The sequence below is a fragment of the Pseudomonas sp. TWP3-1 genome (assembly GCF_049896625.1).
Taxonomy (GTDB): Bacteria; Pseudomonadota; Gammaproteobacteria; order Pseudomonadales; family Pseudomonadaceae; genus Aquipseudomonas.
On the sequence record NZ_JAFCUQ010000001.1, the window covers coordinates 268713 to 284899 of the forward strand.

10 protein-coding genes are annotated in these 16187 nt (G+C 59.5%); 2 read left to right on the forward strand and 8 right to left on the reverse strand.

All coding sequences use genetic code 11. The annotated features are described in order from the left end of the window. Window positions 1-128 precede the first annotated feature (128 nt). Both ACP7BN_RS01160 and ACP7BN_RS01165 read right to left on the reverse strand, forming a co-directional pair. Window positions 129-875 (reverse strand): SDR family oxidoreductase, encoded by a 747-nt coding sequence (locus ACP7BN_RS01160; RefSeq protein WP_420649907.1) that lies wholly within the window; start codon window positions 873-875, stop codon window positions 129-131. Between the two features lie 90 nt (window positions 876-965). Continuing rightward, entirely contained in the window at window positions 966-3047 is a 2082-nt protein-coding gene (locus ACP7BN_RS01165; protein WP_420649908.1) for a putative bifunctional diguanylate cyclase/phosphodiesterase, read from the reverse strand. Between the two features lie 416 nt (window positions 3048-3463). Between ACP7BN_RS01165 and ACP7BN_RS01170 the strand changes: the two genes are divergently transcribed. Next, a complete protein-coding gene (locus tag ACP7BN_RS01170; protein ID WP_426200968.1) occupies window positions 3464-5092 on the forward strand; it encodes a hypothetical protein in 1629 nt (542 codons plus the stop codon). Between the two features lie 13 nt (window positions 5093-5105). Here the strand turns inward: ACP7BN_RS01170 and ACP7BN_RS01175 are convergent, their stop codons facing one another. From ACP7BN_RS01175 to tpx, 5 genes are all read right to left on the reverse strand, one after another. Then, on the reverse strand, window positions 5106-6572 hold the full coding sequence (locus ACP7BN_RS01175) for an efflux transporter outer membrane subunit (RefSeq protein ID WP_426200969.1): 1467 nt from the start codon (window positions 6570-6572) through the stop codon (window positions 5106-5108). Continuing rightward, on the reverse strand, window positions 6569-9676 hold the full coding sequence (locus ACP7BN_RS01180; protein WP_426200971.1) for an efflux RND transporter permease subunit: 3108 nt from the start codon (window positions 9674-9676) through the stop codon (window positions 6569-6571). Before ACP7BN_RS01180 ends, ACP7BN_RS01175 begins: the two co-directional genes overlap by 4 nt. Then, entirely contained in the window at window positions 9673-12777 is a 3105-nt protein-coding gene (locus ACP7BN_RS01185; RefSeq protein ID WP_426200973.1) for an MdtB/MuxB family multidrug efflux RND transporter permease subunit, read from the reverse strand. Before ACP7BN_RS01185 ends, ACP7BN_RS01180 begins: the two co-directional genes overlap by 4 nt. Continuing rightward, window positions 12774-14078 carry an MdtA/MuxA family multidrug efflux RND transporter periplasmic adaptor subunit gene (locus ACP7BN_RS01190; RefSeq protein WP_426200975.1) on the reverse strand — a complete coding sequence of 435 codons (1305 nt, stop codon included), beginning with the start codon at window positions 14076-14078 and terminating at the stop codon, window positions 12774-12776. The genes ACP7BN_RS01185 and ACP7BN_RS01190 overlap by 4 nt, the downstream gene beginning before the upstream one ends. 188 nt (window positions 14079-14266) lie before the next feature. Continuing rightward, window positions 14267-14767 (reverse strand): thiol peroxidase, encoded by a 501-nt coding sequence (gene tpx / locus ACP7BN_RS01195; protein ID WP_258696018.1) that lies wholly within the window; start codon window positions 14765-14767, stop codon window positions 14267-14269. Window positions 14768-14986: 219 nt separating this feature from the next. On the opposite strand from tpx, the gene ACP7BN_RS01200 reads away from it, so the two are divergent. Beyond that, a complete protein-coding gene (locus ACP7BN_RS01200; protein WP_426200978.1) occupies window positions 14987-15412 on the forward strand; it encodes a YciI family protein in 426 nt (141 codons plus the stop codon). Window positions 15413-15427: 15 nt separating this feature from the next. On the opposite strand, the gene ACP7BN_RS01205 is transcribed toward ACP7BN_RS01200, so the two are convergent. After that, on the reverse strand, window positions 15428-16099 hold the full coding sequence (locus ACP7BN_RS01205; RefSeq protein WP_420649914.1) for a DUF3313 domain-containing protein: 672 nt from the start codon (window positions 16097-16099) through the stop codon (window positions 15428-15430). Between the last annotated feature and the right edge of the window lie 88 nt (window positions 16100-16187).

Below are 16187 nucleotides of genomic sequence, written 5' to 3' on the forward strand. Positions count from 1 at the left end.
ACGCCATCGCTGGCAAGCCAGCTCCCACAGGTTTTAATGCCGTACACAAAATTTGCGGCCAGCATAGAACACTGTGGGAGCGGGCTTGCCCGCGATGAGGCCCGCCCGGACAACAAAGCTCTCAGAAGTTAACGCCCACCACCCAAGTCAACAAAAGTCCCGGTCGCATACGAAGCCTTGTCCGACAGCAACCAGACAATCGCCTCCGCCACTTCATCCGGACGCCCCCCGCGGGCCATCGGAATCCCCGACTCAAGCTTGCTCACGCGATCGGGATCACCGCTCAATGCGTGAAAATCCGTGAAGATGTAGCCCGGCCGCACCGCATTCACCCGAATCCCCTCGCCCGCCACTTCCTTGGACAAGCCGATGGTGAAGGTATCGAGTGCACCCTTGGAAGCCGCGTAGTCAACGTACTCATTGGGCGATCCCAACCGTGCGGCAACCGACGAGACGTTGACGATACTGCCGCCCTGCCCGCCATGTTTGGGCGACATGCGCAGGATCGCGTGCTTGGCGCAGAGGATCGGCGCCAGAACATTGGTCTTGAGGATTTTGAGGATGCGAAATTCGGACATCTCGTCGACCCGCGACTTGTGCCCGACGGTGCCGGCGTTGTTCACCAGTGCAGTGACCCGGCCCAATTCGCTGTCGACCCGTTGAAACAGCGCGATCACTTCGTCTTCGATACTGACATCGGCGCGCACCGCAATCGCTGTGGCGCCGCGTTCACGCAACTGATCGAGCACGTGATGGGCAGCCTGTTCGTCCGACTGGTAATTGATGCAGATCCGATAGCCTTGCTCGGCAGCCAACATTGCCGTGGCGGCACCAATCCCGCGCCCGCCTCCGGTAATCACAATGACTTTATCCATGCTGGCCGTTCCCCTGAATGCACACGTAACAGTCGGGGGCAAGAATAACCGTCATTGGCGGTTTTTGCATGGCGAGCGTAGTGACCCAGGTCAGACCTTGGCCAGTTGCTCGCCACGTACGATGTCGCGCATGAAGCGATCCGCCGGCAACGGATGCCCAAGCAGATAGCCCTGCAGCGAATCACACCCCAGTTTCGTCAGAAAATCCTGCTGCACGCCGGTCTCGACACCTTCGGCAACAATTCGCAGACCGAGCGCCTGACCCAGCGCCACGATGGCGGAGACGATCGCTGCGTCGTCACTGTCGTGCTCCAGATCGCGTACAAAACCCCGGTCGATCTTCAGCTCGTTGGCCGGCAGGCGCTTGAGGTACATCAGACTCGAATAGCCGGTGCCGAAGTCATCAATCGACAGATCGACGCCCATGTCCGACAGCTCCTGCAACACCATCATGCTGGCGTCGGCGTCGCTCATGGCGGTGGTTTCGGTGATTTCCAGAGTCAGGCTGTTGGCCGGCAAATGGTGGGTGGCCAAGGCTTTGGCGACGCTCTTTACCAACCCGGCGTGACAAAATTGCAGCGCCGACAGGTTTACCGCGATGCGCCAGTCGGTGTAGCCGAGCACGTACCACTCGCGCATCTGCCGACACGCTTCGTTGAGCACCCACTCGCCAATCGGGATGATCAGCCCGGACTTCTCCGCCAGATCGATGAATTTGTCCGGCATCAGCATGCCGTGCAGCGGATGTTCCCAGCGCAGCAGCGCCTCGGCACCCACCGCGCGACCGCCGACGGCATCGAATTTTGGTTGGTAATGCAGACTGAATTCGCCGTGTTCCAGTGCCGCGCGCAAGTCCTGCAACAACTGCAATTGCTTGCGCGCGTTGCTGTTCATCGAGGCGTCGAAGAAGCTGTAGCCGTTCTTGCCGCCGCCCTTGGCGTGGTACATCGCGGCGTCGGCGTTCATCAGCAATTCCTGCGCGGTTTCGCCGTTACCGGGGTACAGCGCAATGCCGACGCTGGCGGAAATCTGCAAGTCGTGGTCGGCGACGCGGAACGATTGCCCGATCAAGCTGACCTGGCGCGCGGCCAGACCCAGCGCATCGTTCGGTTCACTCAGGCGTACCAGCAGCACAAATTCATCGCCGCCGATCCGCGCCAACGTATCCAGACTGCGCAGATCTTCGCGCAGACGCACACCGACTTCGCGCAACAACTGATCGCCCATGTGATGGCCGAAGGCATCGTTGACCGGTTTGAAACCGTCCAGATCGATGAACATCAACGCAAAGCAGCCGCCCTGCTCCTTGACCTTTTTCATGGCCTGATTGATCCGGTCGTCCAGCAGCAGACGATTGGGCAGACCGGTCAATGTGTCGTGCAAGGCAAGCTGCGTGAGTTCGCGGTTGGCCACGACCAGCGAGTGGGCCAGATCGGCAGTACGTGCTTCGAGGCGCGCATCCAGAACCGAGGTAAGCAGCGCGATACTCAGCACCGCCAACGTCGTGATCAGCACCAGGCTGTCGAGACCATTGCCGTTCAAGCCACTGAACGCGGCGCCGCAAAAACTGCCTTCGGGAAACCGCGCCGCCGCCATGCCGGTGTAGTGCATGCCGACAATCGCCACGCCCATGATGATTGCCGCACCGGCGCGGAACAGCCGAACGTAGGGCGAATTCTGCCGCAGCCGGAAGGCGATCCACAGTGCCGCGGCAGACGCGCCGACCGCAATCACCAACGAAGCACCGAACAAGGTCGGATCGTAATCAATCCCGGGTGTCATGCGCATCGCGGCCATGCCGGTGTAATGCATGGCGCTGATACCGGCGCCCATGATCAACGCGCCGAACGCCAGTTGCCATGCCGGCAACTTCGGCTGACTGACCAGCCACAGCGCAAAACCACAGGACAGCACGGCAATCACCAGCGACAGCGCAGTGATACCGACGTCGTAACCCAGGCTGATCGGCAGTTTGAAAGCCAACATGCCAATGAAATGCATCGACCAGACGCCGATGCCCATGGCGAACGCGCCACCCGCCATCCAGAAATGCACGGCGCGACCTCTGGCCGTGGCGATGCGCCCGGTCAGATCAAGCGCGGTATAGGACGCGAGAATCGCCACACACAGCGAAATGAAGACCAGCGTGAAGGAATAACTACCGATGAGCATGCGAATTCTCGTGACCACCCCGCCGTACTGCGTCCGTTCTCGGCGGGGCCAAAGGCGGCGATTGTACTGATTGCACGGAAGAACGCACTGACAAACTGAGCAATTGGCCATCAAGCCGATGAAACGCTTGTTCGATATGTTATGCATGGACTTGCGAGAGTCGCTACCGTTTATCGGAATCCACACCAGACCTGTAACTTCTGACAGTTGTGCGCCTGCATGACCCGGGGTTTGATTACTCGCCAGCCGCAATCAGCGCCCACGAGAATCTCTGCATGCCTAACTCATCGACACCCCCACAGTCCACGCTGGTGCTATATGCGCCGAAGATCCCCCGTGCGACTGCCCCAGTAGTGGACGCTCACTACGGGGTACGTCGGGCCATCTACGATCTGGACCCCAAGGGTTGCGAGGTTGTGGTTGATGCCTACCTGGGACAGCAGGGAGGCGACACCGTCAAAATAAACGTGAATGGCCAGCCTGATGTCGACAGTACAACCACTCAGGGGACAAGTGACTCGGTCAAACTTTACATACCCCATGGCTTGCTTATCCCGGGGATCGTCAACCTGCTGACTTACACCGTGATGCGCGGCAGTTTAAACGCAGGCACCTCTCAGCCACCTATCGAAATCCTCTACAACAAAGAGGGTCCGGGTGAGCAGGATGTGACACCCGGTGACGGTGCGAACTCTTCACTCAAGCTATTTCTACCGAAGGAGATTACTGACGGTGTCGGTCCGGGTTTCATCAAAGCAACGGTGTGCGTGGAATACGCGTGGTGTCGTGCGTACGACCGCATCCGCCTGAATTGCAATGGCCATGACGTCTACCGTACGGTGACAATCCTTGAGGCCCCAGCACCGCCGAGTCATGGATCGCCGATTCCTACACGGATATGTTTCGAGGTCACAAGCGCTGACTTGAAAGATGATCCTGACTTCAAATTTTCATTTACGGTCAACGACCAAATCGAAAACGGTCCGGACTCAGATGCTGTTTGGTCTGCCGTTGAAACTGAGGACGTCGATCAGGCAGGCCTCAAATTAGCGCCACTGATCCCGCGAGAAATCCTCAGCGATACGATCGATGACCCGGGCATCATCAGCTTGAAAAAGTTGGGTTCAAGTCCGCTGTCTTTGATCGTTCTCACACAAGACTCGCGTTTCAAGAAAGGGGACATGATCAAGGCGCAATACCTCACTGAGAAGCCGGGCTTGCCGGATGTCGTCACCGAGACAACCGGGGTTGTGGAAGAAGATGAACTGGGGCAGAAAAAGGCCTGCGTCCTCCAGATCGAGAACCACAAAGTCATGCCGGACAGCAGAGCGCGCATGTCGTACAAGCTTTTCAGAAATGGAGTACTGGAAGGAACATCAAGAACCGCAACGGCGGTCGTCGAACCGTTTGTTCCGCTGACCGTGGACACCTCGCTGCTCAGGCTGCACGGCGTCATGGTCACAGGCAGTTATCTGGGAACGTTGAATGGTGTCGATGCAGAAGACAACACGGCGAGACGCCTCCCGGAAGGCGGTGTTAAACCCTACACTTTTAGATCGACCAGCGTAGCAGTCAAAGTAGACGCTGATGGCAAAGTTACAGGCATGGAGAATGGTGTCTGCGACATCGTGATACGCGACAGCGTCGGTGCTGAAGTCAGGTACTCAGTTTCGGTTAGGAATATCTATTCGCATTGGGTCTACCACAGCGATCGTCCCTGGACTTACGCAAAGTACATTACGTGGCAAAATCAAAAGGGATATTTGGGGCTGACACCGACCTTGCTTGCTGTATTAAAGCGCTGCTACAACTTCCCCTTTTTTGGAGGGGTGTCCCCTGAATATCCAACAGCCTGGACGGGAGCTGCTGTCGGCGAAGTTTACAACTACGTGTCGAAGACTTTTTACACGGTAGACCCGAACTCAGACCAAAGCTTCGGCCTCGGCTTTTATCGGAGACCGGACGTGACAGACGCTATGGGTTCTATGGGAACTGTGCAAAACGACATTGACCCGTCGATTACTACGGCACCCCTGCCCGAATAACCTGTATGGCGGGCTACTCAGCGGTGGTTTCCAGCTCGCCGTCCCAGCCGCCACCCAATGCGGCAATCAGTTGCACGCTGGCGATCAAGCGACTCTGCAGGATATTCAACACGGTGCGCTCGTTGCTCAACGCAGTCGCCTGCACCACCACCACGTCGAGGTAAGCAATCACTCCAGCCTTGTACTGGTTTTCGGTCAGACGCAGAGAATCACGCGCGGCGTCGAGCGCTTCCTGACGCACTGCCGCTTCGTCTTCGTACACCTTGAGTTGCACCAGATAGTTTTCCACCTCGCGAAAGCCGTCGAGCACGGTCTGGCGGTATTTGGCGACGGTCTGGTCGTAGACCGCTTCGGTGCGGTCGACTTCTGCCGAGCGGATACCGCCGTCAAACAGCGGCAGGGTCATTTTCGGGCCGACCGACCAGAAGCGGTTCGGCAGGCTCATCAGATTCTGCGAAGTACTGCTGCTGTAACCACCGCTGAGGCTCAGGGACAAGTCCGGGTAATAGGCGGCTTTGGCCACGCCGATGTTGGCGTTGGCGGCAATCACCGAGCGCTCGGCCGAGGCGATGTCCGGGCGGCGTTCGAGCAATTGCGATGGCAGGCTCAGCGGAATCTGCGGGAGCTTGGGAATGTCCTGGCTTTCGGCAATGCTGAACTGCGCCGGCGGCTGACCGGTGAGCACCGCGATCGCGTTTTCAAACTGCGCGCGCTGCCAGATCAGATCGACCAGATCACCTTGGGTGGTTTTCAGCTGAGTCTGCGCCTGCGCCACTGCATCACGCCCGGAAACGCCGGCGTTGTACTGGTTTTGGGTCATTTTCAGCGAGCGCTGATAAGCCGCTACGGTCGATTCGAGCAAGCGTTTCTGCTGATCGATCACGCGCAATTGCAGATAGTTTTGCACCAGTTCCGACTGCTGGCTCAGGCGCATCGCTGCCAGATCGGCAAAACTCGCCTGAGCGCTGGCTTCATCAGCCTCCAGACCACGGCGCAACTTACCCCAGATATCGGCCTCCCAACTGACGCCCAGCTCGGCGTTGTAGGTATCACGAATGCCGCTGGAAGAACTGCTCAGGCTCGAACTGCTGCTGCCGGTGCCCTGGCTGGAGCGCGTCTTGCCGACGCTCAGATCGACGCTCGGATAAAACGCGCCACGGGCGCTGCGCACCAACGCCTGGGCCTGACGGTATTGGGCTTCGGACTGGGCGACGGTCTGGTTCGAACTGTTGAGCTTCTCGATCAGTTCGTTGAGCTGGCGGTCGCCATACAGTTCCCACCACGCGCCACGCGCCAGCGAGTCGCTCGGGTTGGCCTGACGCCAGCCCTCGGCCTCTTTGTACTGCGCGATTTCAGCGGTTTGCGGGCGCTGGTAGTCCGGGCCGACAGCGCAGGCGCTGAGCATGGCCACGCACAGTGACAGGCTCAACAGACGCGAACCGCGAACAGTGGCCAGAGTGAAAAGCGAACGGTCGGTCATAGCGGAGTTTCCAGAGCAGCATCAGTACGCACGCCGCGCCATTTGTTGAAACGATGGCGCAACTTGTCGAGATAGAGGTAAACCACCGGGGTGGTGTAAAGGGTCAGCACCTGGCTGAAGATCAGCCCGCCGATGATGGTCAAGCCCAGCGGCTGGCGCATTTCCGCACCTTCGGCGCGGCCGAGCAGCAATGGCAACGCACCGAGGATCGCCGCAAGCGTGGTCATCAGGATCGGCCGCAGTCGTTGTAGACAGGCGCTGCGGATCGATTCCAGCGGCGACAGCCCTTGATGGCGCTCCAGTTGCAGCGCGAGGTCGATCATCAGGATCGCGTTCTTCTTCACAACGCCGATCAGCAGGAACAGCCCGAGCAAAGAAATCAGGCTGAATTCGCCACCGAGCACGTAGATCGACAGCAACGCGCCAACCCCGGCCGAAGGCAGCGTGGACAGAATGGTCAGCGGGTGAATGTAGCTTTCGTACAGCACGCCAAGCACCAGATACACCGCCAGCAGCGCGCCGAGAATCATGAACGGCTGGCTCTTCTGCGTGGCGGCAAAGGCGTCGGCGGTGCCGGCCATTTTCGCGATCACGTCTTCCGGCAACCCGACCTTGGCGATCGCCCGCTCAATGGCAGCGCCGCCCTGCTCCACCGTCACGCCTTCAGCCATGTCGAACGCGATACTTTCAGAAGCGAACTGGCCTTCATGGCTGACACGGTCGTTTTCCAGACTGTTTTCGTAGTGAGCGAAGGTCGACAGCGGAATTCGCGCGCCATCGGCGGTAATCACTTGGACCTGCTTGAGCGTCACCGGATCCTGGGCATATTTCGGATTGACCTCCATCACCACTTGATACTGGTTGAGGCTGTCGTAGATCGTCGAAATCTGCCGCTGGCTGTAAGCGTTGTTGAGCACAGCGGTGACCATCTCCATATCTACGCCGAGACGTTTGGCCTGATCGCGGTCGACAATCAGCGTCACCTGCTGAGCCCCTCCGCCCTCGCGGGCATCGATCGCGGTCAGTTCCGGCAAGGCTCTGAGCGCGGTAACCACTTTCGGGTACCACTCGCGCAAGGCCCCAAGGTCACCGCTTTGCAAAATGTAGCTGTACTGCGACGTGGTCTGTTCGCGGCCACCGCCAAATTGCAGATCCTGATCGGCCATCAGCATCAGTTGTGCGCCCGGCACCTTGGGCATTTCCTTGCGCATGCGCTCGATGACTTTTTGCGCCGACAGATTGCGCTCCTTGATCGGTTTCAGACGCACCAGCATGAACGCGTTGTTGGTGCCGTTGCTGCCACCAATGAAACCGGCAACGCTTTCTACTGCAGGGTCCTTGAGCACTTCGCGGCGGAAGATTTCCATCTTCGGCTGCATCACGCTGAACGAGAGTCCGTCATCGCCACGCACGAAGCCGATCAATTGGCCGGTGTCCTGCTGCGGCATGAAAGTCTTCGGCACCACCACATACAGCGCGACGTTGACGCCGACCGTGACGAACAGGCTGAGCAGGGTCAGGCGTCGATGGCGCAGCACCCAGTCGAGGCTGGTGGCGTATTTGCCGACCATCCAGTCGTTGGTGCGGCGACTCCAGCGTTGCAGGCGATTTTCCTGACCTGGCGTATGCGGTTTGAGCCAGCGCGCGCAAAGCATCGGCGTCAGGGTCAGCGAAACCACCAGCGACACCACGATGGCTGCAGCCAGCGTGATCGAGAATTCGCGGAACAGGCTTTCGACAATCCCGCCCATGAACAGGATCGACAGGAACACCGCCACCAGCGACACGTTCATCGACAGCAAGGTGAAGCCGACTTCCTTGGCCCCGAGGTACGCGGCCTGCATCGGTTTGACACCCTCGTCGATGTGCCGGGAAATGTTCTCCAGCACCACGATGGCGTCGTCCACCACCAGCCCGGTGGCGAGAATCAGCGCCATCAGTGACAAGTTGTTCAGCGAAAACCCGTAGAGGTACATCACCGCAAAGGTGCCGACCAGCGACACCGGCACCGCCAGCGTCGGGATCAACGAAGCGCGGAAGTTACCGAGGAACAGATAAACCACCAGAATCACCAGCGCCACGGCGATCAACAGGGTCATTTCCGCTTCGTGCAACGTGGCTTTGATGACCGGCGAGCGGTCCATCGCCAGATTCAGTTTGACGCTGGCCGGTAACACCGCTTGCAGCGCCGGCAACTGGGCCTTGATCTCGTTGACCGTTTCGATGATGTTGGCGCCGGCCTGGCGGTTGATCACCAGCAGCACCGCCGCGTCATCGTTGAAGAAGCCGCTGTTGTAGCGGTCTTCGACGCCGTCGCTGACCTTGGCCACGTCTTTCAGACGCAACGCGGCACCGTCGGCGTAGTGGATGATCAGCGATTCGTAATCCTTGGCTTTCTCCAACTGATCGTTGGCCTGAATCTGCCACAGCCGCTGGCCGTCCTCGACCGAACCTTTCGGCCGGCGCACGTTGGCTTCGGCGATGGTCTTGCGCACATCGTCGAGCGCCACGCCGTACTGATTGAGCGCTTGCGGTTCGAGTTCGATGCGCACCGCCGGCAGCGAACTACCACCGATCTGCACTTCACCGACGCCCTGCACCTGCGACAGGCTTTGCGAAAGGATGGTCGAGGCCAGATCGTACAGCTGGCCTTTTTCCAGTACGTCGGAGGTCAGCGACAACACCATGATCGGCGCTTGCGACGGGTTGACCTTCTTGTAGGTCGGCATGCTGCGCATCCCGCTCGGCAACAGGTTGCGCGAAGCATTGATCGCCGCTTGCACTTCGCGCGCCGCGCCGTTGATGTCGCGGTCGAGGTCGAATTGCAGAATGACTCGGGTCGAGCCTTGGCTGGAACGGCTGCTCATGGTGTTGACGCCGGCAATCGCGCCAAACGAGCGCTCCAGCGGCGTGGCCACGGTCGAGGCCATGACTTCCGGGCTGGCACCGGGCAGGCTGGCCTGCACCACGATCACCGGGAAATCCATTTGCGGCAGCGGCGCCACCGGCAGCAGGCCGAAACTCACGCCACCCAGCAGCATGATCGCCAGGCTCAGGAGCATGGTCGCCACCGGGCGCTTGATGAAAGGACCGGACAGGTTCATGGCTGTTCTACCGGCTCCACGGCCGAAGGCGCACGGCCCCAGCGCCGACCGAGACGGTCAAAATAGAGGTAGATCACAGGTGTGGTGAACAGCGTCAGCACCTGGCTGAGCAGCAATCCACCAACCATCACCAGACCCAGCGGCTGACGCAATTCAGCGCCGGAACCGGTCGCCAGCATCAGCGGCACCGCGCCAAACAACGCAGCCAGTGTGGTCATCAGGATTGGCCGGAAACGCAGCAGCGCGGCCTGATAGATCGCGGTTTCCGGGTCCATGCCCTGATTGCGCTCAGCATCGAGGGCGAAGTCGATCATCATGATCGCGTTCTTCTTGACGATACCGATCAGCAGAATGATGCCGATGATCGCAATCATCCCGAGATCGTTGCCACTGAGCAGCAACGCCAGCAAGGCGCCGACGGCCGCCGACGGCAGGGTCGAAAGAATGGTGATCGGGTGGATGTAGCTCTCGTAGAGCACGCCGAGCACGATGTACATGGTCACCACCGCCGCCAGAATCAGCAGCAAGGTGCTCGACAGCGAGGCCTGAAATGCTTCGGCCGCGCCCTGGAACTGGGTCTGCACGCCAATCGGCATGCCGATGTCTTTCTGCACCTGCTCGATCACGTCCACCGCATGCCCCAGCGCCACACCGGGCGCGAGATTGAAGGACATCATCACTGCCGGAAACTGGCCGATATGGGTGATCGCCAGTTGCGCCTGGCGTTCTTCGACATGCGCCAGACTCGACAGGCGTACCTGACCGCCGTCGGTGGTTTTGACGTGAATCTGATCCAGCGCCTGCGGGCCGATCTTCTCGCCGGACTGCGCTTGCAGCACCACGCGGTACTGGCTGGCCTGGGTGTAAATCGTGGAAATCTGCCGTTGGCCAAAGGCGTCGTACAGAGCATCGGTGATGTTCGACACCGACACGCCGAGGCGCGAAGCCGCGTCGCGATCGATCACCAGAAACACCTGCAAACCCTTGTCCTGCAAATCGCTGGCGACGTCGGTCAGTTCCGGGCGCTGCGCCAATGCTTCGACCAGACGCCCGCTCCACTGACTGAGCAGTTCGGAGTCTGGCGAGGACATGCTGAATTGGTATTGCGTGCGGCTGACCCGGTCTTCAATGGTCAGATCCTGCACCGGTTGCATGAACAGGCGAATCCCCACCAGCTTGTCCAACTGTGGTTGCAGGCGAGCTATCACCTCGGTCGCGCTGAGATCACGCGCACCGTGCGGTTTGAGGTTAATCAGCAAGCGGCCACTGTTGAGCGTGGCGTTGTCGCCGTCGATACCGATGTAGGAGGACAGGCTTTCCACGGCGGGATCTTCAAGAATCACCTTGGCCAGTGCCTGTTGGCGCTCGCCCATCGCCGCAAAGGAAATCGACTGCGGTGCTTCCGAGATGCCTTGAATCACGCCGGTGTCTTGCACCGGGAAGAAGCCTTTCGGTACCACCATGTACAGCACGACGGTCAGTGCCAGTGTGCCGATGGCCACCAGTAGGGTCAGCGGCTGATGCTTGAGCACCCACTGCAACTTGCGCCCGTACGCGGCGATCATCCAGTCGATGACCGCACCGCTGGAACGGTAGAAACGCCCCTGCTCGTGCGCTTCAGGCTCACGCTTGAGCAAGCGCGCGCACATCATCGGCGTCAGGGTCAGCGAGACCACCAGCGAAATCAGAATCGCCACCGCCAGGGTGATGGCGAATTCACGGAACAACCGCCCGACCACATCGGCCATGAACAGCAGCGGTATCAGTACCGCAATCAGCGACAGGGTCAGGGAAATCAGGGTGAAGCCGATCTGCTTCGCGCCCTTGAGCGCTGCCTGCATCGGACTGTCGCCCTCCTCGATGAAGCGCGCGATGTTCTCCAGCATCACGATTGCATCGTCGACCACAAAACCGGTGGCGATGGTCAGTGCCATCAGCGTCAGGTTGTTCACCGAGAACCCGGCCAGGTACATCACGCCGAAGGTGCCGATCAGCGACAGTGGCACGGCAATCGAGGGAATGATCGTCGCGCTGGCACGGCGCAGAAACAGGAACGTGACCATCACTACCAAGGCAATGGCGATCAACAATTCATGCTGAACATCGGTCACCGAGGCGCGGATGGTCTGGGTGCGGTCGGTGAGCACGGTGACTTCGAGGCCGGCCGGCAAGTTGTCGGTGATGCTTGGCAGCAGCGCCTTGATCCGGTCGACCACTTCGATCACGTTGGCACCCGGTTGGCGCTGAATATTCAGCAACACCGCTTGATTCTGATTGGCCCATGCGGCCAGGCGCTCGTTCTCGGCGCCGTCGACGATTTCCGCCACATCTTTCAGTCGCAGCGGCGCGCCATTGGCGTAGGCCAGAATCAGGTTGGCGTAATCCTTGGGTGAAGTCAGTTGGTCGTTGGCATCGAGCATCGACACCCGGGTCGGGCCGTCGAAGTTACCCTTGGGCTGATTGACGTTGGACGCGCCAATCAAAGTACGCACGTCCGACAGGTTCAAACCATTGGCCGCCAATGCTTCCGGGTTGACCTTGATCCGCACCGCCTGACGTTGGCCGCCGGCAATGCTGACCATGCCGACGCCGCTGATCTGCGCGATTTTCTGCGCCATGCGCGTATCGACCAGATCGTTGAGCTTGGGCAGCAGCATGGTTTTCGAGGTGATGGCCAGGGTCAGTACCGGGGTGTCCGCCGGGTTGACCTTGTTGTACACCGGCGGCGCGGGCAGATCGGTCGGCAGCAGATTGGTCGCGGCGTTGATCGCGGCTTGCACCTGCTGCTCGGCGACGTCCATGTTGATGTCGAGGCTGAAACGCAATGTCAGCACCGAGGCGCCGCCGGAACTGGTCGAGGCCATTTGCGTCAGGCCCGGCATCTGCCCGAACTGGCGCTCAAGCGGTGCAGTCACGGCGCTGGTCATCACATCCGGACTGGCGCCGGGATACAGAGTCATGACGCGGATGGTCGGGTAATCGACCTGTGGCAACGCCGAAACCGGCAACAAGCGATAAGCGATCAGACCGGCCAGCACGATGGCCAGCATGCTCAGGGTAGTGGCTACCGGACGGAGGATGAACAGCCGCGAAATGTTCATGCGCCCTTCTTGGCCTTGTCGGTTAGCGCAGCGTCAGCCGGGGTGGCGGCCGATTTGCCTTGCAGGTGTTCGGTCGGAGTGGTCGGCACGTCCTGGCTGTCGTTGACCACTTCCACTTCACTGCCTTCTTTCAAACGGTCGGTGCCTTCCAGCACAACGCGATCGCCGGCGGCGAGACCTTCGGTGATGACCGTGTTGTCGCCGTCACTGGCGCCGATTTTCAGCTGGCGGATGGTGACTTTCTTGTCGCCGTCCAGTGCGTAGACGAAGGTGCCGTTGGTGCCGAACTGAATCGCCGCCGACGGTGCCAGCACCACGCCTTTCAGCGTGTCGGCCAGCAGGTGGATGTTGACGAACTGGTTGGGGAACAGCGACTGATCGCGGTTTTCGTAGCGTGCCTTGAATTTCAGGGTGCCGGTGGTCACGTCGATCTGGTTGTCGAGGCTCTGCAGCACACCGGTCGCTTGCAATTTGGTATCGCCGCGATCCCAGGCTTCGGCCGGCAACTTGGCGCCGCTGCGGTAGCGCGCGAGTACGGTTTCCAGGCTATTTTCCGGCAGCGTGAACGCGACGCTGATTGGCTGGGTCTGGGTGATGACCGCAATGAACGTGGTGTCATTGGCGGTGACCAGGTTGCCAACGTCGATCTGCCGCAAACCAACGCGGCCGGCAATCGGTGCGCGAATTTTGGTGAATTCGAGATTGAGCTTGGCGTCGTTGACCGCCGCCTGATTGGTCTTCACGGTGCCGAGATACTGGCCGACCAGCGCTTCGGCGGTGTCCAGTGTCTGCTTGGCAATGCTGTCTTCCTTGAACAGGCCGCGATAGCGCTCGACGTCGACCTGCGCGTTTTTCAGCTGGGCCTGATTCTGCAGCAAGGTGCCTTCAGCCTGCAGCAAGGCGTTCTGGTACGAGCGCGGGTCGATCTCTGCCAGCAGGTCGCCGGCCTTGACCATCTGCCCTTCCTCGAAATGAATCTTCACCAGTTCGCCGCCAACCCGGCTGCGCACATTGATGGTGTTCAGCGCTGTTACCGTGCCCAAGGCTTTGTAGTACAGCGGGAAGTCACCCTTGACCGCCGGCGCCACACGCACCGGAATCGGCCCGGCCGCACCGCCGAAGCCCGGACGCATCATTCCCGAACGTCCGGTATGCCCGGCAGCCTTGTCCGCGCCCTCCTTGTTGGCTGAGCCGGCGGGCCAGAATTTCCAGCACAGAACGGCGATGACCAACAATACAAGCAGGCTGATCAGCCAGCGACGGGAGTTACGGGAGGACGATTGCATGGAGTGATTAACCATTGGGCGCGTGGGCTTCTTCTACGGGAGGCTGAACGATAAGCACTGATGGGGGTAAAGCAAAGCAGCTTTACCGGCAATTTACCTTCAACTTACGTTTCAAGGTGTGAGGCAAAACACTGATACACAAATGAAAACGGCCTGGACAGGGCCAGGCCGTTAACAATTGTAAAAACGCTGTTTGCGAATGCTTATTTAAGCACTGCCAACGCTGCGTCGTAGTTCGGCTCTTCAGCGATTTCCTTGACCAGTTCGCTGTGCAGCACGTTGTCGTTTTCGTCGAGCACGACCACGGCACGTGCAGTCAGGCCTTTCAGCGGGCCGTCAGCGATGGCCACGCCGTAGTTTTCGATGAACTCGGCGCCGCGCAGGGTCGACAGGTTCTGTACGTTTTCCAGACCTTCGGCGCCGCAGAAGCGTGCCTGAGCGAACGGCAGGTCAGCCGAAATGCACAGCACCACGGTGTTGGCCACGTCATTGGCCTGCGCGTTGAACTTGCGCACGGAGGTGGCGCAGGTCGGGGTGTCGACGCTTGGGAAGATGTTCAGCACTTTGCGCTTGCCGGCGAAGCTCGCCAGGGTCACGTCGGACAGGTTGCCGGCAACCAGAGAAAAGGCTGGTGCCTTGGAACCGGCTTGTGGCAACTGGCCGTTGACTTGAACCGGGTTGCCTTTAAGAGTGACTTGAGCCATGAACGTAGTCCTTCTGAACGTTGTTGTTAAGAATTTCTGAGAGGCCGAAGTTAACCACGAAATTGTCCGACGACCTATGGTTGAACTGAAATTGTCATGGTTGCCAGCCGGCACCACAGGGGGTCTGCGGTGATTCTTGTTTTTTTCTCGGTTTGTCGATTCAGGTTTCGCTCATTCGACTAAACCTTGAATAACCGCAAAACCATTGGAGAAAAAACCATGCGCTTCATGATCATCGTCAAAGCCAGCCCGGATTCCGAAGCCGGGGTCATGCCCAGCGAAGGACTGCTCACCGCCATGGGCAACTACAACGAAGAACTGGCCAACGCCGGGATTCTGGTCTCGGCCGACGGCCTTCACCCCAGCAGCAAAGGTGCTCGCGTACGTTTCAGCGGCGAAACCCGCAGCGTGATCGACGGCCCGTTCGCCGAAACCAAAGAGCTGATCGCCGGCTACTGGATCTGGGACGTGAAATCCAAAGACGAAGCCATCGAATGGGTCAAACGCTGCCCGAATCCGATGCCCGGCACCGATGCCGAAATCGAGATTCGCCAGGTGTTCAGCGCCGAAGACTTTGGCGCTGAATTCACCCCCGAGTTGCGCGAACAGGAAGAACGCATTCGCGACCAGTCCAGAAAAACCTGACACCTGGAAAGTTGGTTATTTGGATTTGAGCTTGAGGTAGGACTGATGCAGATCCGAAGCCCAGCCATCTATCACGTTTTTAACGTCACTGGCCTGCATCACCTGCGAATCGTTTTGCAGCGGTTTGCCGGTGCCTTTGCGCACGACTTGAGCGAGCACATGGTTGTTGCCGCCATCGAGAAACACCGCTTCAGTGGCCAGCGTGGTTTCCTGATCGCGAATACCGCTGGCCGTGCTGACCGCCGCCGCCACCAGTGCAATCGGAATCACTTCATACGGTTTCAGACCTTCAGTCTTGCTGCTGACTGCGGTGATCGCCGCCCGCACCACAATCACGCCCGGGCCAGGAGCAGCGGCCAATGGCAGCGACTTGCCGAGCTCACGTTTGAGCGCCTGATCGTAATAACCGGTGATGCCATTGAGGGTCTGCTGCGGAATTTTCACCGTAGCTTGCGGCTTGGGATAGAGCTGAGTCGGCTCGATGTAAACACTGGTGAACTTGCGGGTGTCGAGCTTGGGATCCATCCAGCGCATCACCTCGGCGCCCGACGGCGATTTGGCTTCCCTGAGCTGGCTGTAATCTTTCAGGAAGCCGGAGTACTCATCGGGAGCGACGGTTTTGCTGGAGCAGCCCACCACTCCGAGCGTGGCAATGCACAGCGTGCTCATCATTACTGCTAGCTTCATGCTGTAACTCCTGTCAGATGTCCGGATTTATTGCGTGGGGAAATACAGTTATAGCTAAACCCCGGTTTTTTGCGTTCGCCGAACGCAA

Excerpts from the sequence above, each read along its gene's own strand:
- ACP7BN_RS01160 (WP_420649907.1), bottom strand. The coding sequence starts at position 875 with ATGGATAAAGTCATTGTGATTACCGGAGGCGGGCGCGGGATTGGTGCC.
- ACP7BN_RS01165 (WP_420649908.1), bottom strand. The coding sequence starts at position 3,047 with ATGCTCATCGGTAGTTATTCCTTCACGCTGGTCTTCATTTCGCTGTGT.
- ACP7BN_RS01175 (WP_426200969.1), bottom strand. The coding sequence starts at position 6,572 with ATGACCGACCGTTCGCTTTTCACTCTGGCCACTGTTCGCGGTTCGCGT.
- ACP7BN_RS01180 (WP_426200971.1), bottom strand. The coding sequence starts at position 9,676 with ATGAACCTGTCCGGTCCTTTCATCAAGCGCCCGGTGGCGACCATGCTC.
- ACP7BN_RS01185 (WP_426200973.1), bottom strand. The coding sequence starts at position 12,777 with ATGAACATTTCGCGGCTGTTCATCCTCCGTCCGGTAGCCACTACCCTG.
- ACP7BN_RS01190 (WP_426200975.1), bottom strand. The coding sequence starts at position 14,078 with ATGGTTAATCACTCCATGCAATCGTCCTCCCGTAACTCCCGTCGCTGG.
- tpx (WP_258696018.1), bottom strand. The coding sequence starts at position 14,767 with ATGGCTCAAGTCACTCTTAAAGGCAACCCGGTTCAAGTCAACGGCCAG.
- ACP7BN_RS01200 (WP_426200978.1), top strand. The coding sequence starts at position 14,987 with ATGCGCTTCATGATCATCGTCAAAGCCAGCCCGGATTCCGAAGCCGGG.
- ACP7BN_RS01205 (WP_420649914.1), bottom strand. The coding sequence starts at position 16,099 with ATGAAGCTAGCAGTAATGATGAGCACGCTGTGCATTGCCACGCTCGGA.